Consider the following 18,131-nt stretch of genomic DNA (forward strand, 5'->3'; position numbering starts at 1 on the left):
GTGAGGGAGACATGTGAGCGTTTTTGTCAATAAAGACACGAAAGTCATCGTACAAGGGATTACCGGTTCGCAAGGGCTGTTCCATACTAAGCAGATGATCGAGTACGGCACGAATATTGTCGGCGGTGTTACGCCGGGCAAAGGCGGCACGGAAGTCGAAGGCGTGCCGGTGTTTGACACCGTTTCCGAAGCGGTCGAAAAAACAGGCGCGAACGCCTCGGTCATTTACGTTCCGCCGGCGTTTGCCGCAGACGCCATTATGGAAGCGGTCGACGCCGGGCTTGATCTTGTCGTCTGCATCACCGAAGGCATTCCGGTGCTCGATATGGTGAAAGTGAAGCGGTACATGGAAGGGAAAAAGACTCGCCTCATCGGCCCGAATTGCCCGGGCGTCATTACGCCGGAAGAGTGCAAAATCGGCATTATGCCGGGCTATATCCATAAAAAAGGGCACGTCGGCATCGTCTCGCGCTCCGGCACGCTGACGTATGAAGCGGTTCATCAATTGACGCAAGCCGGCATCGGCCAATCGACGGCGGTCGGCATTGGCGGCGACCCGGTCAACGGCACGAACTTCATCGATGTGCTGAAGGCGTTTAACGAAGACGAGGAGACGTACGCGGTCATTATGATCGGCGAAATCGGCGGCACGGCGGAAGAAGAAGCGGCCGAATGGGTGAAAGCGAACATGACGAAGCCGGTCGTCGGCTTTATCGGCGGACAGACGGCGCCTCCGGGCAAACGGATGGGCCACGCGGGCGCCATCATTTCCGGCGGCAAAGGCACGGCGGCGGAAAAAATCAAAAAGATGACCGAATGCGGCATTAAAGTGGCGGAAACGCCGGCCGTCATCGGTGAAACGCTTATTTCCGTCCTAAAAGAGCGCGGATTGTACGAAAAATGTAAAACGCATTAAGACGGAGCCCCGCACGCTATCGTGCGGGGTGCTGTTTACCATTGGCGCAGAAAGGAGAATGGTATGTACGATACGGTTCGCGACCGGCTCATTCATCTTCACCATTGCCGGGGGGCCGGCTGGAAGACAATCCGTTGTCTGCTTGACGTGGACCCGACGCTTGCGATTCCGTTTTCTATGTCTCCTCAATCTCTCCGTTCGCTCGTTCCGCTTACTTCTCAGCAATTTGCCGCTTTTTTCCGCGATTTGCATTCCATTGATCTTCATCGGCTCATTAAAACGTATGAAGCGCGACGCGTTCACGTTATGACCGTATTCGATGCCGGCTACCCGCCGCTCTTAAAGCATATTTACGCTCCGCCATGGGTGCTGTATGCAAAAGGAAACATCGCCTTGCTTCAAGAACCAAAGTTGATCAGCATCGTCGGCACGCGGCGCCCGACCAAAGACGGAATCGAAGCGCTTGACAAGCTTGTGCCGCCGCTTGCGGCCGCCGGATGGACGATCGTCAGTGGGCTCGCTGCCGGCATCGACATTCATGCCCATCGGCTTGCCGTCAGGCACGGCGGAACGACGATCGCGGTCATTGCCGGCGGGCTGGATCATGTTTACCCGAAAGCGCACCGGCCATTCGCCCGGCTCCTTATGGATGGCCAGCTCGTCATTGCGGAACATCCGCCGGCAACGAAGCCGCAGGCGTGGCAGTTTCCGGCGCGCAACCGCATCATCAGCGGGCTGTCGCTCGGTACGCTTGTCGTGCAGGCGAAACAGAAAAGCGGCTCGCTCATTACCGCCGCGTATGCGCTCGAACAAGGACGGGAAGTGTTCGCTGTCCCCGGCCCGATCGGGGCGGCCGAAGCTGTCGGGCCGAATACGCTCATTCAGCACGGGGCAAAACTAGTGCAGGAGGCGGAAGACATCATCGCCGAATTCCCGTACGTATAATGATCATGTTTGACAAATGCGGCAATAATCATTAATAATAATGAAGATTTCAATTTACTTCCTAGGGGTGGAAGATGGATGTCAGACTACTTAGTTATCGTCGAATCGCCAACGAAAGCGAAGACGATCGAACGGTACTTAGGAAAAAAATATACGGTCAAAGCCTCGATGGGGCACGTTCGTGATCTGCCAAAAAGCCAGATGGGCGTTGATATAGACCGCGGCTACGCGCTGAAATACATTACGATCCGTGGCAAAGGCCAAGTGATTAAAGAGTTGAAAACGGCGGCCAAAAAGGCGAAAAAAGTGTTTCTTGCCGCCGACCCGGACCGGGAAGGGGAGGCGATCGCCTGGCATTTGGCTAACATGCTTAATCTCGATATTCACTCCGATTGCCGCGTTGTTTTTCATGAAATTACAAAAGACGCCATTAAACAATCGTTCCAACAGCCGCGCTCCATCAATATGAATCTTGTTGACGCCCAACAGGCGCGGCGCGTGCTCGACCGTCTTGTCGGCTATAACATCAGCCCGCTCTTATGGAAAAAAGTGAAAAAAGGGTTAAGTGCCGGCCGTGTCCAATCAGTTGCACTGCGTCTGATCATCGACCGGGAAAAAGAAATCCGTCAGTTTCAGCCGCAAGAGTATTGGACGATTCAAGCGACGTTTCAAAAAGGGGACGAGACGTTTGCGGCTTCGTTTTACGGGGTGGACGGTGAAAAGCGCGAGTTAAAAACGGAAGCGGACGTCAAAGCGGTGCTCGCCCGCTTGAACGGGTCTGCGTTTACCGTGAAAACGGTGACAAAACGGGAGCGAAAACGAAGCCCGGTGCCGCCGTTTACAACGTCGTCGCTGCAACAGGAGGCGGCGCGCAAGCTGAATTTCCGCACAAAAAAGACGATGATGATCGCCCAACAGCTGTACGAGGGGATCGACCTCGGCAGCGAGGGGACGGTCGGGTTGATCACGTACATGCGCACCGATTCGACGCGCATCGCCGAAACGGCGCAGCAAGAGGCGGCGGCGTATATTGAGGCCAAATTCGGTGCCGCGTACGTCAATCAAGAGAAGCGAAAAGAGAAGAAAGGCACGAACGCTCAGGATGCCCACGAGGCGATCCGCCCGACAGCGGCGTTTCGCGACCCGGAGAACGTGAAGCCGTATTTGACGCGCGACCAATTCCGGTTGTATAAACTCATTTGGGAACGGTTTATCGCCAGTCAAATGACGGCGGCCGTGCTTGATACGATGAGCGTTGAGCTCGAGAACAACGGCGTCGTATTCCGCGCGAGCGGGTCGACAGTGAAGTTTCCAGGGTTTATGAAAGTGTATATTGAAGGAACGGACGATCAAACGGAAGAGCAAAACCGGCTGCTTCCGGATCTAGCGGAAGGGGAGACAGTCGAAAGTGAGGCGATCGACCCAAAGCAACATTTCACCCAACCGCCGCCGCGCTATACGGAAGCGCGCCTCGTCAAAACGTTAGAGGAGCTCGGCATCGGCCGCCCGTCGACCTATGCCCCGACGCTTGATACAATTCAAAAACGCAACTACGTAGTGCTTGAGAACAAGCGGTTCGTCCCAACGGAACTTGGGGAAATCGTCGTCGAATTGATGCTTGAGTTTTTCCCGGAAATCATTGACGTTGAGTTTACCGCGAAGATGGAAAAAGAGTTAGACGAAATTGAAGAAGGGAAAGAGGAATGGATCAAAGTTGTCGATGAATTTTATCGCGAGTTTGAGAAACGGCTGAAAGTGGCGGAAAAAGAAATGCGCGAAGTAGAGATTAAGGATGAGCCGGCCGGCATCGACTGCGAGGTGTGCGGCAGCCCGATGGTGTACAAAATGGGCCGCTTCGGCAAATTTATCGCCTGCTCCAATTTCCCGGAATGCCGTCATACGAAGCCGATCGTCAAAGAAATCGGCGTCAAATGCCCGAAATGCCGCGAAGGGGAGATTGTCGAGCGCAGCACAAAGAAAAAGCGAATCTTTTACGGTTGCAGTCGTTTCCCGGAGTGCGATTTCGTCTCGTGGGATAAGCCGCTTGCCCGTCCATGCCCGAAATGCGGCAGCCTGCTCGTCGAGAAAAAGCTGAAAAAAGGTGTGCAAGTGCAATGCACAGCATGCGATTATGAAGAACAGCCGGAAACGTAACCGAGTATTGAGTACAATTCAGAATTTTAGAAAAAATAGTTGCGCCGCAAGGGAACATATGGTACGATGTAGAAGCATTGCGGGGTGAGGCGATGGAAAATGCAACATTTGCGTTACAATTATTCATGGAATATTTACAAATCGAGAAAAATTATTCACAATATACTATTGCGTGCTACCGGCGCGATATTGAGCAGTTTTTCCAATTCATGAACGAAGAAGGGATCCATGAGCTTGACCAAGTGGCCTACAGCGACGTCCGCTTGTATTTGACGAAACTGTATAGCCAGCATTTGACGAGCCGTTCGGTCGCCCGTAAAATTTCGAGCTTGCGCAGCTTTTACAAGTTTTTGCTGCGCGAAGGACGGGCGGCCGAAAACCCGTTTGCGCTTGCGTCACTGCCGAAAAAAGAGCAAAAAATTCCTAATTTTTTATATCGCGAAGAATTAGAAGCACTGTTTCGTGTCAATGATGGAAATACCGCCATCGGCCAGCGCAACGCAGCACTGTTGGAACTGCTGTACGCCACTGGCGCCCGAGTTAGTGAATGTTGTCACATTCACTTGTCCGACCTTGATTTTGCTGCAGATACGGTGCTGATTCATGGGAAAGGAGGCAAGCAACGCTACGTTCCGTTTGGCCGCCCCGCTAAGGAAGCGCTCCGACGGTATCTCGACGACGGACGGCGCGAACTGATCAGGCGGCTGCCGGCAGATCACCGGTATTTGTTTGTCAACGCCCGCGGCAACCCGCTCACGCCCCGGGGGGTGCGCCACATTTTAGACCGGATCGTTGAAGCGGCGGCGCTGACGCAAAACATCAGCCCGCACGTGTTGCGCCATACGTTTGCGACCCATTTGCTTAACGAAGGGGCGGATCTTCGCTCTGTGCAGGAGCTGCTCGGCCATGCGCATCTATCATCGACGCAAGTGTACACCCATGTGACGAAAGACCGTTTGCGGCACATTTATTTGCAGGCGCATCCGCGGGCATAGCGCGCGCGTAAGGAGGGGGAACGATGGAACGCTTTCATGCGACGACGATTTTTGCCATCCGCCATAACGGTGCGGCGGCGATGGCCGGCGACGGCCAAGTGACGTTCGGCAACGCGGTCGTCATGAAACATACGGCGAAGAAAGTGCGGCGCTTGTTTCATGGCAAAGTGCTTGCCGGTTTTGCCGGCTCGGTGGCCGACGCGTTTACGCTGTTTGAGATGTTTGAAGGCAAGCTCGAACAATTCAACGGCAACTTGCCGCGCGCGGCCGTTGAGCTGGCGAAAGAGTGGCGAAGCGATAAAGTGCTGCGCCGCCTTGAGGCAATGTTGATTGTCATGGACAAGGAACATTTGCTGTTGATTTCCGGCACTGGTGAAGTGATTGAACCGGATGACGGCATGCTCGCCATCGGGTCGGGCGGCCACTATGCGCTTGCCGCCGGGCGTGCCTTGAAGCAGTATGCCGGCGGCTCGATGACGGCCAAAGCGATTGCGAAAGCCGCGCTTGAGATTGCCGCTGACATTTGCGTTTATACGAACGGCCATATTATTGTCGAAGAGTTGTAAAAAAGGGGGGCCGATGATGGCGGAAACATTGACTCCACGGCAAATTGTCGAGAAGCTCGATCAGTTTATCGTCGGACAAAAAGAGGCGAAAAAGGCGGTGGCGATTGCGCTCCGCAACCGGTATCGCCGCAGTTTGCTCGATGAAAAATTGCGCGATGAAGTGATGCCGAAAAACATTTTAATGATCGGCCCGACGGGGGTCGGGAAGACGGAGATTGCCCGCCGGCTCGCCAAACTTGTCGGGGCGCCGTTTATCAAAGTCGAGGCGACGAAATTTACGGAAGTCGGCTATGTCGGCCGTGACGTTGAATCGATGGTGCGCGATTTGGTCGAAACGTCCGTCAGGCTTGTGAAAGAGCGGAAAATGAATGACGTGAAAGACCGGGCCGAGCAGCAAGCGAATAAACGGCTTGTGGAATTGCTCGTTCCGGGCAAGCAAAAGCAAACGATCAAAAACCCGCTCGAGCTGTTGTTTGGCAGTCAAGCGGGCCAACCGGACAGCGGCCACAGCCACGACGATGAACAAGTGGAGCAAAAGCGGCGCCAAGTCGCCTGGCAGCTGGCAAACGGCCAACTCGAAAACGAGATGGTCACGATTGAAATAGAGGAGCAGCCGCCGATGCTCTTTGACTTTTTGCAAGGGGCGGGCATTGAACAGATGGGCATGAATATGCAGGATGCGCTCAGCAGCTTAATGCCGCGGCGGCGCAAAAAGCGACGCCTAAAGGTGAGCGAGGCGCGCAAGGTGCTTATCAATGAAGAGGCGCAAAAACTGATCGATATGGATGAGGTGACGCAAGAGGCGGTTCGCCTCGCTGAGCAGTCCGGCATCATCTTTATCGATGAAATTGATAAAATTGCCCGCAGCGGATCGGCGTCCGGCTCGGCCGACGTCTCGCGCGAAGGGGTGCAGCGCGACATTTTGCCGATTGTCGAGGGATCGACGGTCATGACAAAATACGGGCCGGTCAAAACAGATCATATTTTATTTATTGCAGCCGGCGCGTTTCATATGGCGAAGCCATCGGATTTGATTCCCGAGCTGCAAGGCCGGTTTCCGATTCGCGTCGAATTAACGAAACTTTCGGTTGACGATTTCGTAAGTATATTAGTCGAGCCGAATAACGCGCTCATTAAACAATATCAGGCGCTTTTAGCGACAGAAGGTATAAATCTTGAATTTTCTGACGATGCTATTCGTAAGATTGCCGAAGTGGCGTTTGAAGTGAACCAGACGACTGACAATATCGGCGCGCGCCGGCTCCATACGATTTTGGAAAAACTGCTTGAAGATTTGCTGTTTGAGGCGCCGGATATCGGACTCGATCGAGTCGTCATCACGCCGCAATACGTCGAACAAAAACTCGGCACCATCGTGAAAAACAAAGATTTAAGCGAGTTTATTTTATGAGGAGGAGATGGAACCAATGAATTTGCTAGAGAAAACGCGAAAAATTAATGCCATGCTGCAAAAAGCAGCCGGGCGACCGGTCAATTTTAAAGAAATGGCGGAAACGCTTTGCGACGTCATTGAAGCGAACGTGTTCGTTGTCAGCCGCCGCGGCAAACTGCTCGGATTTGCCGTCAAGCAATCGATCGAAAACGAGCGGATGAAACGGATGCTTGAGGAGCGGCAGTTTCCGGAAGAATATACGAGAAACTTGTTCAACATTACGGAAACGTCTCCTAATATCGATATTAATAGCGAATATACGGCATTTCCAGTGGAAAATCGTGACTTGTTTAAAACCGGCTTGACGACGATTGTTCCGATCAACGGTGGGGGGGAACGGCTCGGCACGCTCATTTTGTCGCGCCTTGACCGCGAGTTTGATAACGACGACTTGATTTTAGCCGAGTATGGCGCAACGGTCGTCGGCATGGAGATTTTGCGCGAAAAAACGGAGGAAATCGAAGAGGAAGCACGCAGCAAGGCGGTCGTGCAAATGGCGATCAGCTCGCTTTCCTACAGCGAACTCGAGGCGATTGAACATATTTTCGAAGAGCTTGACGGAACGGAAGGGCTGCTTGTCGCCAGCAAAATTGCTGACCGCGTCGGCATTACCCGTTCGGTGATCGTCAACGCCCTGCGCAAGCTTGAGAGCGCCGGGGTCATTGAATCACGTTCGCTCGGCATGAAAGGGACGTATATTAAAGTGTTAAATGACAAGTTTTTAACTGAACTGGAAAAATTAAAATCAAGCTGAACGAACGCTCCAACACCCGCCAGACATGTTTGTCCGGCGGGTGTTTCTTTTTTCATCTTCTTCGGCCGCCTTATCGGTTGGCAGAAAAATAGTACCAAGTTCCGGCTATACATTAGGTTTTCCTTCCCGTAAAATGAAAACTAGCAGAAATTGTCGAAAAATAGGATAAAAGAGGGGATTCCATTGTCGCTGTTTTCATCGACGATCCGTTGGCTTGAACAAGGGCTCCATTATGCTTCGCTCCGCCAACAGGCGATTGCTGACAACATTGCTAACGCCGATACGCCGGGCTATAAGACGAAAGACGTGCGTTTTCAGGCCGAGCTCGATCGGGCGCTTCAGCTTGAGGCCAAACGGACAGACCCGCGCCATTTTCCGTTTCGCAACGAACAAAATGGAAAAATTGTCGTGACGACCAATGCCAGCATCAGTTACAATCATAATGGAAATAGTGTCGATATCGACCAAGAAATGTCGAAATTGGCGGAAAACCAAATTTATTATAACGCTCTGATTGAGCGGTTAAACGGCAAATTCAATACGCTAAAGACAGTGATCAAAGGAGGGAAATAGGCTGTGTCCGTGTTTCAAAGCTTAAACATCTCAGCGTCGGCGCTCACTGCCCAACGGCTGCGCATGGACGTCATTTCGTCCAACATCGCCAACGTTGATACGACAAGAGCCCGTTTTGTCAACGGGGAATGGGAGCCGTACCGCCGCAAAGTCGTCATCATCGAGCCGCGCGGTGAACAGTTTTCGAGTTATTTGCAGGCTGCCCTCGGCCGCGCTGAAGCTGTCGGCAGCGGCGTTCGGGTGCGTGAAATTGCTGACGATCCGGCTCCGTTTAAACTCGTCTATGACCCGGACCATCCGGATGCGGGCGCCGACGGCTACGTCCGTCTGCCGAATGTCGACCCGCTCAAAGAAATGGTCGACTTGATCGGTGCGACACGTTCCTATGAGGCGAACGTCACTGCGCTGAACGCCTCAAAAGGGATGTTGATGAAGGCGCTCGAAATTGGAAAATAGCCCATAAGGAGGATGTGTCATGATCGACGGAGCAAGCCGCGTTGGGCTGACACCGGCGGCCGCCGCCCCGGGCCCGGCGAAGCCGGCTGTAGTGCAAAAACAGTTTGCCGCTTTTTTAAAAGAGGCGCTCAACAACGTAAACGACGCGCAAATTCAGGCGGATGCGCTGACAGAAAAACTCGTCCGCGGGGAGAACGTTCAGTTGCATGACGTGATGATCGCAGCGCAAAAGGCAAGCATTGCGCTGCAGCTGACGCTTGAGATCCGCAACAAGGCGATTGAGGCGTATCAGGAAATGATGCGTATGCCGTTGTAGCGGCCATAAGCTGAAATACATATGGAGGCTGCTGCCGATGCGAGGCGATGGCAGCAAATGGCTGTATGGCTGGATGATCGGGGGAATTGTATGAACAGCAAATGGAAAGAGTGGTGGGGCCGCGCTCGTTTGTTTTGGCAAGAGCGGACAAAAAACCAAAAGCGGATGGCTATAGGCGGAACAGCGGTGGTGCTTTTTGCCGTCGGTATTGGAATTTTTTTCGCCACGAGGACGGAAATGGTGCCTTTATACAGCAATTTAACGCCGCAAGAAGCCGGGCAAATCAAGGCGACGCTGGATCAGCGCGGCGTTCCCGCCGAGGTGACGGATGGCGGCACGACAATTAAAGTGCCGAAAGAGCAAGTCGATGCGCTGAAGGTCGAGCTGGCCGCCGAGGGCATTCCGAACAGCGGGGTCATCGACTATTCATTTTTTGGCCAAAACGCGAGCTTCGGCATGACCGATAACGAATTTAATATGGTGAAACTGAAGGCGATGCAAACCGAGCTCGCCAACTTAATGAAAACGATCGACGGCGTCGAGGATGCGAAAGTGATGATCAACCTCCCGCAGCCGAGCGTATTTGTTTCGGATGAAAAAGGGGAAGCCTCGGCTTCGATTGTGCTGAGGACGAAGCCGGGCTATCAGTTCAGCGACGAGCAAATCCGGGCGCTGTATCATCTCGTCGCCAAAAGTGTTCCGAATCTCTCTACAGATAATATCGTCATTATGAATCAGTTTTTTGAGTATTTCGATTTAAAAAATGACGGCGAAAATTCGACAGGGACGACATTCGCCTCGCAGCAACAAATCAAAAAACAAATTGAACGCGATATTCAACGCGAAGTGCAGCGAATGCTCGGCACGATGATGGGGCAAGACAAAGTCGTCGTCTCCGTGACGGCTGACGTCGACTTTACGCAGGAAAGGCGGGAAGAAAACTTAGTCGTTCCTGTTGACGAAAAGGACAACGAAGGAATCGCCGTTAGCGTCCAACGCATTAAAGAAACGTATTCGGGAAGCGGAGCGCCGCCGGGCGGCACAGCCGGAACGGGAACGAACGAAGTGCCGGGCTACCAAGGAGCCAACGGCGGAACAACCGGGGACTATGAGCGGACCGAAGAAACGATCAACAATGAAGTCAACAAAATTAAAAAGCAAATTGTGGAAAGCCCATATAAAATTCGCGACTTAGGCATTCAAGTGGTGGTCGAGCCGCCGGATCCGGACGACCCGAACTCGCTGCCGCCAGAGGCGGTCAATGATATTCAAAAACTATTAGGAACGATCGTCCGGACGTCGATTGACAAAGGCGAATCACAACCATTGACTGACGAAGACGTCAACAGCCGCATCGTCGTCTCGGTGCAAAAGTTTAACGGCAAGCCGACATTCACTGAACCGGCGCCGGTTCGGCCGGCATGGTGGTGGTATGCGGCTGGAGCAGGGGCGTTGTTGCTGATCGCGCTTCTGTTATTCCTTTGGTTGCGCCGCCGTCGCGAAGATGAAGGAGAGGACGAAGAGTTCGTATTTACGCCGCCGCTCCCGGCAGAATCGGAGCTGCCGGAGCCGCCGGAGACGGAGGCGACGTTGCGCCGCCGGCAGCTTGAGCGGTTGGCAAAAGAAAAGCCGGATGAGTTTGCCAAACTATTAAAAACGTGGCTATCAGAAGAGTAGGGGGAACGACGTATGGCAAAGCGCGAACGGAAAGGCGGGTTGTCGGGCAGGCAAAAAGCGGCCATCCTGCTCATTTCCCTCGGCCCGGATGTGTCGGCCTCCGTCTACAAACATTTATCGGAAGAAGAAATAGAAAAGCTGACGCTTGAAATTTCCAACGTCCGCCAAGTAACGGTTGAACAAAAAGAAGAAGTGCTCGAAGAGTTTCGCCAGCTCGCTTTAGCACAAGACTACATCGCCCAAGGTGGTATCGCCTACGCAAAAGAAGTGCTTGAAAAGGCGCTCGGCCCGGACAAGGCAATGAACATTATTAACCGCTTGACATCGGCGCTCATGGTGAGACCGTTTGATTTCGCCCGCAAAGCGGATCCGATGCAGCTGCTAAACTTTATTCAAAACGAACATCCGCAAACGATCGCTCTTATTTTGTCATATTTGGAGCCGGCGCAAGCAGGGCAGATTTTATCGGCGCTGCCGCAGGAGATGCAGGCCGACGTCGCCCGGCGCATTGCGCTCATGGACAGCACGTCGCCGGAAATTATTAACGAAGTCGAGCAAATTCTCGAGCGGCGGCTATCGGCGACTGTGGTGCAAGATTACACGCAAGCCGGCGGCGTTGAGGCGGTCGTTGAAGTATTAAACCAAGTCGACCGCAGCACGGAGCGAACGATTTTAGACGCTTTGGAACTGCAAGACCCGGAACTGGCCGAAGAAATTAAAAAGCGGATGTTTGTCTTCGAGGATATCGTAACGCTTGATAACCGCGCGATTCAGCGGGTCATCCGCGAAGTGGACAACAGCGATCTCATGCTGGCGCTGAAAGTGGCGAGCGACGAAGTGAAAGACATCGTCTTCCGCAATATGTCAACGAGAATGGCGGAGACGTTCAAAGAAGAGATGGAATATATGGGCCCGGTCCGGCTGCGTGATGTGGAAGAGGCGCAATCGCGCATTGTAGCGGTGATCCGCCGTCTCGAGGAGACCGGGGAAATTGTCATCGCCCGCGGGGGAGGAGATGATATTATTGTCTAATGTCATTAAAGCGCCGATAGTGACGGCCCGCACCGGCAAAAAGACGATTGCTGTGCAGCGTTATGTTTTGGATGACCCGTCATGTGCAGACGACCGCCAACGGGAAATGGAAGCGATCGCCGCTGCCAAAGAGGAGGCAGCTGAGCTTCGCCGCCAAGCTGAGCAATATTACGAGACGGTGCGCGAACAGCTAGTCCGTGAACAAGAGCAATGGCGGCACGAGAAAGAACGGCTCATGCAGGAAGCGCGCACCCAAGGGTATGAAGATGGCTATGCCGCCGGGCGCGATGAGGCGCTAAGCGAGCGCCGCGAATGGATCGAACAAGCCCGCCGCCTAGCGGAACGGGCAAATGATGAGTTTTATGCCCAGCTTGAATCGGCGGCTGAAACGATGCTCGAAGTGGCGCTGAAAGCAGCCGAACGCATTATTGGCACCACACTTGAAAGCGACCGGACCGCGTTTTTGCCGCTCGTGCGCCAAGTGTTGCACGAGGTGCGCCGGCAAACAGAAGTGTCCGTTTACGTGCATCCGGATTGTTACGAAACGGTAGCCGGACAGCGGGAATTGCTAAAGTCCGTTTTCCCGCACCACGTCGAGTTGTTTATTTATCCGGACGATACATTGCCGGAATACGGTTGCCTCGTGGAAACGCCGTTCGGGCGCATCGATGCCGGCGTCGATATGCAGCTCGAGCGGTTGCGCGAGGCGCTTTCCAGGCGGTTGAAGGAGGGAATGTCCCCTGAATTGGCAGGCGCTTCTTGACGAAATCGCTGCCGCTGATTTATATAAACGATTCGGCAAAATATCGCGTGTCATCGGATTAATGACCGAGTCGAAAGGGCCGGAAAGCTCGATCGGCGACCTTTGCTACATTCATGAAACGGGCGGCGGCCGAAAAATTCCCGCCGAAGTTGTCGGCTTTCACGAGCAGTGCGTTTTGCTGATGCCCTTCTCTTCGATGGCCCATATCGCCCCTGGCTGCCTTGTTGAAGCGACTGGCAAGCCGCTTGAAGTATACGTTGGCGATGCGCTCATCGGCTCTGTTCTCGACCCGCTCGGCCGGCCGCTTGACGGAAGTGCGCCGCCGCCTGGGCTGAAGCCGGTGTCGGTTGACCGCGATCCGCCGAACCCGCTCACCCGGCCGCCGATTGTCGAACCGATCGAAGTCGGCGTGCGCGTCATCGACAGCTTGCTGGCGGTCGGCAAAGGCCAGCGCGTCGGCATTTTTGCCGGCTCCGGCGTCGGCAAGAGCACGCTCATGGGGATGATCGCCCGCCGCACATCGGCTGATGTGAACGTCATCGCTTTGATCGGCGAGCGCGGCCGCGAAGTGCGTGAATTTTTGGAGCGCGATCTCGGTCCGGAAGGTTTGGCCCGCTCTGTTGTCGTCGTCGCCACCTCGGATCAGCCGGCGCTCATGCGCGTCAAAGGGGCATACACCGCGACGGCGATTGCCGAATATTTCCGCGATCAAGGAGCGAATGTCATGCTGATGATGGATTCGGTCACCCGCGTCGCGATGGCGCAGCGGGAAATTGGATTGGCCGTCGGTGAACCGCCGACCACAAAGGGCTATACGCCGTCGGTGTTTGCCTTGCTGCCGAAGTTGCTTGAGCGGGCCGGGACGAGCGATTTGGGCACGATTACCGCTTTTTACACGGTGCTTGTGGACGGTGACGATATGAATGAGCCGATTGCCGATGCGGTGCGCGGCATTTTGGACGGCCATTTTGTGCTCGAGCGTCAGTTAGCCAATAAAGGCCAGTACCCAGCGATCAACGTGCTCAAAAGCGTCAGCCGCGTCATGCCCCATATTATTAGCGCGGAGCATCGCGAAGCGGCGAGCCGGCTCCGCCGCCTCCTTTCTACTTATATAGATTCGGAGGACTTAATTCAAATAGGGGCGTACAAGCGCGGATCTTCCTTAGAAATTGATGAGGCGATTCAATTTTATCCGCAAATTATGGCGTTTTGCCGTCAAGAGATCGACGAAAAAACGACGCGCGCCGAAAGCATTGATGCCCTTCTCCGCCTAATGTCATCGGGATGACGACATCGCAGGGCGGCTTTCGGGCGCTAAGGGAGGGGAGAAAGCGTGGCGCCAACGTTTCGACTGCAAAAAGTATTAACGATGAAAGAGAAAGAAAAGGAGAAGGCGCTTGGCGAGTACGAAGAGGCGGTTCGCCGGTTTGAACAAGCAGCCGAGGCGCTGTATAACCTCCTTAAGGAAAAAGAAAAATGCGATGCGGCAAGGGATGAACAGTTGCGGGCCGGACTGTCTGTCGGTGCGGTTCGCCATATGTTGCAATATATCGGGAACTTGCAGCGGACCATTGACCATTATCAGCTCATCGTCATGCAAGCGCGCGAACAAATGCAACACCGGCAGCAACGCCTCATTGAGCTCAATATTGAAGTGAAAAAGTATGAGAAAATGCAAGAGCGCGTGCGGCGGTGGATAGAGCAGCGCGAGAAAGAAGTGGAAAACCGCCTGCTTGATGAAATAGCTGTCCAGCGCTTTGCACGGCAAGGAGAGTTATAGATGGCAAGCAGCAAACTTCAGCAAGAAGAAACGACAAGCCGATGGCAATGGATTTTGTTCGTTGTTGTCATCCCGAGTCTTTTTGCGGCTTTCTTCCTCTTGCTGATTGCAAAGGCGGCCGGCATTGATATGGCGGCGAAGACGAAACAATGGGTGGACAGCGTCCCGTTCGTCGCCGATTGGCTTGACTGGAAGAAGAAAGAGAAGACGCTGACCAACACGATCGAGACGCAACAGCGGGCGATCAGGCAGCAAAAGCAAACGATCGCCAAACAGAAAAAACAAATCGAGCAGTTAAAAAGCGAACTGGCGGCAAAAGACGAGGAAATCGCCCGGCTGTCGACGCGTGAAGCGCAACGGATCGAACAGGAAAAGGGCGGCGAGCAGGCAGCTATGGCGGCAGATGTCGTCGGCATGTACGATGCCATGTCAGACAAACAGGCTGCGGCTATTTTAGCCAAGCTGCCGGACGCCGAGGCGCTCGATGTGCTGAGCCGGCTCGATGGCGACAAAGCGGCCGCCATTTTGGAACAAATGCCGGCCGAACAGGCGGCAAACTTGCTTTCGTCATTGCATAAATGGGCGATGAGAGAGGGGGCGGCTGAATGAAAGTGACGATCGCAGCGGCTGCGCCGCAGCCAACGGGCACGGAGGCAGAGCCGGCAGTGAAAAAAGAGACAGCGGTGCCTAGTGCATTTGCGGCATTATTGGCGCAAATGCAAACTGGAAAGCTGCCGGTTGAGGAGGGGATTGAGCAGCCATCCGAGCCGGAAGACAAGAAGCCGCGAAGGGCAGACGAACGGACAGAGCTGTTATGGACGGCTGTTTCAACTATGCACGTTGGCGCTACCGACCTTCTAAACGGTCCCCCGGCGGCTGTACACAACAGCGGTGAAGCTTTGGCGTTTGCCGGGGGAAACGAGGGGATGAGCGAAGGAGACGCAAAGGTCAAGACGTTGCCGGCCGTCCAGCATGTTTTTCAACAGATGGATGAACATAGCGGGGAAGCCGGTGCGGGTTGGCCAAGTAAACAAGCAGAAGGAGCCGGAAAAGGAATCTTTGGGCGTTCAAACGGTGAAAACCAATGGTTTGCGTCACACTCGCCGTCTCCGTTCGGGGACGCCGGACGAGAATCCGCCCGCCCTATACCGTTTTCCGCCGCCGGCCGCTCGCCTTTCGCTTCCACCGCTTATGGGTCAAGCGCTTTGCCGCACCGGGAAGACGCCCGCCAGCTGCTGCATGGCCATGCGCTTGTTTCGGCAAACCATGCCCCTTTTTCATTGACTTCATTCGTTCCCGTCGGCCATGAGATGGGTGGGATGGAAGCAAGGAATGAAAGTTCGTTTGTCGAGCAAGTGGCCCGTGCGCTGCAACTTGGCCGATGGATGAAGCTGCCAAGCGGTGCCATGCAGCTTGTCATTCGCCTTCACCCGGAACATCTTGGGACGGTGACGGTGAAAATGGCGCAAGAAAGCGGAAAATTGACTGCCAAGCTGCTTGTGGCGACCGATGCGGCGGAACAGCTAATCCGCACCCACTTGCCGCAGCTTGTTCAGCTGCTTGATGCCAGTCAAGTTACAGTGGAGAAATGGACGATTTGGTCCGATTATGACGGCGCAGCGCCGCCGTACTCCGAGCACCGCCGCGACGGGCGGCAGCAAAGCGGATCAAAGCAAGAACAAAAACGAGAACAATCGCCTCCCTCTTCCCCATTTGGACTTGACGGGGTAGAGGTGGATGGATAAGGGGGGACGATGATGGCAACGAACACGATCGATGCCAGTTTATGGCTGGCAAACGCGTCTCAGCCGGAACGCAAGACGGGCAACCAAATTCTTGGCAAAGACGATTTTTTGAAAATTTTGCTTGTCCAACTGCAAAACCAAGATCCGCTCAACCCGATGGAAGATAAAGAGTTCATTGCGCAAATGGCGAGTTTTTCATCGCTTGAGCAAATGATGAACATCGCTGGTCTCATGGAACAATGGGTGCAAACAAACGGGCGCGATGCGCTGTTGCGCTACAGCGGCTGGATCGGCAAAACGGTGCATTGGCAAGAAGGCGACGCAGCGATGAGCGCGGTTGTAAAATCGGTGACGCAAAAAGACGGGAACATTGTTCTCGGGCTCGATAGCGGGACGACGATTGCCGCTGATGCGGTGATAACAGTCGAACAAAACGAATAGAGGGGAGAGGGGACGAATGCTTCGTTCGATGTATTCCGGCATTGGCGCCATGCGCAATTTCCAAACGAAACTCGATGTCATCGGCAACAACATTGCCAACGTTAACACGTATGGTTTTAAAAAAGGAAGAACGGTTTTTCAAGATTTGATGAGTCAAACGATTTCCGGTGCGAGCGGGCCGAACGCCGGCCGCGGCGGCACGAATCCGAAGCAAGTCGGGCTCGGTTCGCAGTTGGCCGCCATCGACACGATCCATACGCAAGGAAGCCTGCAAACGACCGGGCGCGTGCTCGATTTGGCGATTTCGGGGGATGGGTTTTTCATTCTTGGCGAGTTGAACAATAATAGACAACTTGTGAATCCGTTATTTACGAGGGCGGGGAATTTTTATTTGGATAAAGAGGGGCATATTGTCAATGCCGATGGTCTGTATTTAGTCGGTGAAGGATATAGTAATGGGACATTTACGGGATTTCGAGCGCGCATTCAAGTGCCAACGGATGCACAAAGCATGAGCATTGGCGCCGACGGAGTCGTCAACTATGTTGATAGTGAAGGAAGATTGCAAGTGGCAGGCAGAATTCGGCTTGCTAAGTTTCCGAATAGTGATGGCCTGGAAAAAGTTGGAGGGAATTTATTTAGGGAAACCGCTAACTCAGGAACGATTATTGGTGAAGATGACGAATGGATTGCTTTCCCTCCTCAAGAAAACGGCACCGGAACAATCGTCTCCGGCGCGCTTGAGATGTCGAATGTCGATCTTGCTGAAGAGTTTACGGAAATGATCGTCGCTCAGCGCGGCTTTCAGGCAAATACGCGGATTATTACGACATCGGATGAAATTTTGCAAGAGCTTGTCAACTTGAAAAAGTAGAATAGGAGGTAGGGCGTCAGCCGTTGTCGGGCGCTGATGCCCGCTTGCCGATGATTCCGTTAACGAAGCTCAACGGCAAACGGTTTATGCTCAACGCGCTTTACATTGAACAAATCGAGGCGTTTCCCGATACAACTGTGACGCTGACGAACGGGAAAAAATTCGTCGTTCGCGAAACGGTCGAACAAGTCGCAGCGCTCGCAGGCGAATTTTACCGGCAAGTCGGTGTGTTTCGCTTACCAGAAGCAGGGGGATTGGACCGTGAAAGGGAATAAAGTAATCAAAACGATGGTCATCGTGCTCGCAGTCATTGCCTTAGCCGGCACGGCGGCGCTTGTCGCCGTCATGAATATGACCGGCAAGGAAAAACAAGGGGCGCCAAGTGCTGATGAATTGGCCGAAAGTTCAGTTGACATTCCGGAAATGACAACGAATTTAGCGGACGGGCGTTATATTAAAATATCATTTAAAATTCAGACCGACAGCGATAAAGGGAAAGAAGAGGCAGAAAAACGCGATTTTCAGATTAAGGATGCAATCATTGAGCAGCTCTCGGAAATGAAAGCGGCCGACTTTAAAGGGAAGGAAGGAATGGCGGCATTGAAAGAGCGGCTCAAGCAAGACATTAACGCATTGATGCAGGAAGGGAAAGTGGAGAACGTCTACATTACCTCCTTTATCCTCCAGTAGC

At 53.7% G+C, this 18,131-nt stretch carries 21 protein-coding genes; all 21 read left to right on the forward strand.

What is annotated here, in order from left to right; all coding sequences use genetic code 11:
- Positions 1–13 precede the first annotated feature (13 nt).
- The 21 genes from sucD to fliL all read left to right on the forward strand — a co-directional run bounded on the left by sucD (position 14) and on the right by fliL (position 18,130).
- On the forward strand, positions 14–916 hold the full coding sequence (gene sucD, locus ACTVDO_RS07300; protein WP_015374401.1) for a succinate--CoA ligase subunit alpha: 903 nt from the start codon (positions 14–16) through the stop codon (positions 914–916).
- A gap of 63 nt (positions 917–979) precedes the next feature.
- On the forward strand, positions 980–1,861 hold the full coding sequence (gene dprA, locus ACTVDO_RS07305) for a DNA-processing protein DprA (RefSeq protein WP_020959336.1): 882 nt from the start codon (positions 980–982) through the stop codon (positions 1,859–1,861).
- Between the two features lie 78 nt (positions 1,862–1,939).
- Positions 1,940–4,015 carry a type I DNA topoisomerase gene (gene topA, locus ACTVDO_RS07310; RefSeq protein ID WP_020959337.1) on the forward strand — a complete coding sequence of 692 codons (2,076 nt, stop codon included), beginning with the start codon at positions 1,940–1,942 and terminating at the stop codon, positions 4,013–4,015.
- A 92-nt stretch (positions 4,016–4,107) separates the two neighbouring features.
- Complete coding sequence (gene xerC / locus ACTVDO_RS07315) at positions 4,108–5,010, forward strand: tyrosine recombinase XerC (protein WP_020959338.1); 903 nt, start codon at positions 4,108–4,110, stop codon at positions 5,008–5,010.
- 23 nt (positions 5,011–5,033) lie between these two features.
- Positions 5,034–5,576: an ATP-dependent protease subunit HslV gene (gene hslV, locus ACTVDO_RS07320; protein WP_020959339.1), complete on the forward strand. Its 543-nt coding sequence runs from the start codon at positions 5,034–5,036 to the stop codon at positions 5,574–5,576.
- Between the two features lie 16 nt (positions 5,577–5,592).
- On the forward strand, positions 5,593–6,987 hold the full coding sequence (hslU, locus tag ACTVDO_RS07325; RefSeq protein WP_020959340.1) for an HslU--HslV peptidase ATPase subunit: 1,395 nt from the start codon (positions 5,593–5,595) through the stop codon (positions 6,985–6,987).
- Positions 6,988–7,003: 16 nt separating this feature from the next.
- Positions 7,004–7,783, forward strand: a complete 780-nt coding sequence (gene codY, locus ACTVDO_RS07330) for a GTP-sensing pleiotropic transcriptional regulator CodY (protein ID WP_020959341.1) — start codon at positions 7,004–7,006, stop codon at positions 7,781–7,783.
- A 183-nt stretch (positions 7,784–7,966) separates the two neighbouring features.
- Complete coding sequence (flgB, locus tag ACTVDO_RS07335) at positions 7,967–8,356, forward strand: flagellar basal body rod protein FlgB (protein ID WP_020959342.1); 390 nt, start codon at positions 7,967–7,969, stop codon at positions 8,354–8,356.
- A 3-nt stretch (positions 8,357–8,359) separates the two neighbouring features.
- Entirely contained in the window at positions 8,360–8,812 is a 453-nt protein-coding gene (gene flgC, locus ACTVDO_RS07340) for a flagellar basal body rod protein FlgC (RefSeq protein ID WP_020959343.1), read from the forward strand.
- Positions 8,813–8,831: 19 nt separating this feature from the next.
- Positions 8,832–9,128: a flagellar hook-basal body complex protein FliE gene (fliE, locus tag ACTVDO_RS07345; protein ID WP_020959344.1), complete on the forward strand. Its 297-nt coding sequence runs from the start codon at positions 8,832–8,834 to the stop codon at positions 9,126–9,128.
- A 90-nt stretch (positions 9,129–9,218) separates the two neighbouring features.
- Positions 9,219–10,805, forward strand: a complete 1,587-nt coding sequence (gene fliF, locus ACTVDO_RS07350; protein ID WP_020959345.1) for a flagellar basal-body MS-ring/collar protein FliF — start codon at positions 9,219–9,221, stop codon at positions 10,803–10,805.
- Between the two features lie 12 nt (positions 10,806–10,817).
- Positions 10,818–11,837, forward strand: coding sequence for a flagellar motor switch protein FliG (gene fliG, locus ACTVDO_RS07355; protein ID WP_020959346.1), 1,020 nt, complete (start codon positions 10,818–10,820; stop codon positions 11,835–11,837).
- Positions 11,821–12,600, forward strand: coding sequence for a flagellar assembly protein FliH (gene fliH, locus ACTVDO_RS07360; protein WP_041267741.1), 780 nt, complete (start codon positions 11,821–11,823; stop codon positions 12,598–12,600). The genes fliG and fliH overlap by 17 nt, the downstream gene beginning before the upstream one ends.
- On the forward strand, positions 12,578–13,888 hold the full coding sequence (gene fliI, locus ACTVDO_RS07365; RefSeq protein WP_442901327.1) for a flagellar protein export ATPase FliI: 1,311 nt from the start codon (positions 12,578–12,580) through the stop codon (positions 13,886–13,888). Before fliH ends, fliI begins: the two co-directional genes overlap by 23 nt.
- Before the next feature lie 45 nt (positions 13,889–13,933).
- Positions 13,934–14,380, forward strand: a complete 447-nt coding sequence (gene fliJ / locus ACTVDO_RS07370) for a flagellar export protein FliJ (RefSeq protein WP_020959348.1) — start codon at positions 13,934–13,936, stop codon at positions 14,378–14,380.
- Complete coding sequence (locus ACTVDO_RS07375) at positions 14,381–14,989, forward strand: MotE family protein (RefSeq protein ID WP_020959349.1); 609 nt, start codon at positions 14,381–14,383, stop codon at positions 14,987–14,989.
- Positions 14,986–16,125, forward strand: coding sequence for a flagellar hook-length control protein FliK (locus tag ACTVDO_RS07380; RefSeq protein WP_020959350.1), 1,140 nt, complete (start codon positions 14,986–14,988; stop codon positions 16,123–16,125). Before ACTVDO_RS07375 ends, ACTVDO_RS07380 begins: the two co-directional genes overlap by 4 nt.
- A gap of 12 nt (positions 16,126–16,137) precedes the next feature.
- A complete protein-coding gene (gene flgD / locus ACTVDO_RS07385) occupies positions 16,138–16,566 on the forward strand; it encodes a flagellar hook assembly protein FlgD (RefSeq protein WP_020959351.1) in 429 nt (142 codons plus the stop codon).
- Positions 16,567–16,582: 16 nt separating this feature from the next.
- Positions 16,583–17,440 carry a flagellar basal body rod protein FlgG gene (flgG, locus tag ACTVDO_RS07390; RefSeq protein WP_020959352.1) on the forward strand — a complete coding sequence of 286 codons (858 nt, stop codon included), beginning with the start codon at positions 16,583–16,585 and terminating at the stop codon, positions 17,438–17,440.
- Between the two features lie 50 nt (positions 17,441–17,490).
- Positions 17,491–17,715, forward strand: a complete 225-nt coding sequence (locus ACTVDO_RS07395; RefSeq protein ID WP_041267877.1) for a flagellar FlbD family protein — start codon at positions 17,491–17,493, stop codon at positions 17,713–17,715.
- A complete protein-coding gene (fliL, locus tag ACTVDO_RS07400; protein WP_020959354.1) occupies positions 17,702–18,130 on the forward strand; it encodes a flagellar basal body-associated protein FliL in 429 nt (142 codons plus the stop codon). Before ACTVDO_RS07395 ends, fliL begins: the two co-directional genes overlap by 14 nt.
- Position 18,131: the final 1 nt, after the last annotated feature.

Source organism: Geobacillus sp. BK01, from assembly GCF_052220245.1.
Lineage (GTDB): Bacteria > Bacillota > Bacilli > Bacillales > Anoxybacillaceae > Geobacillus.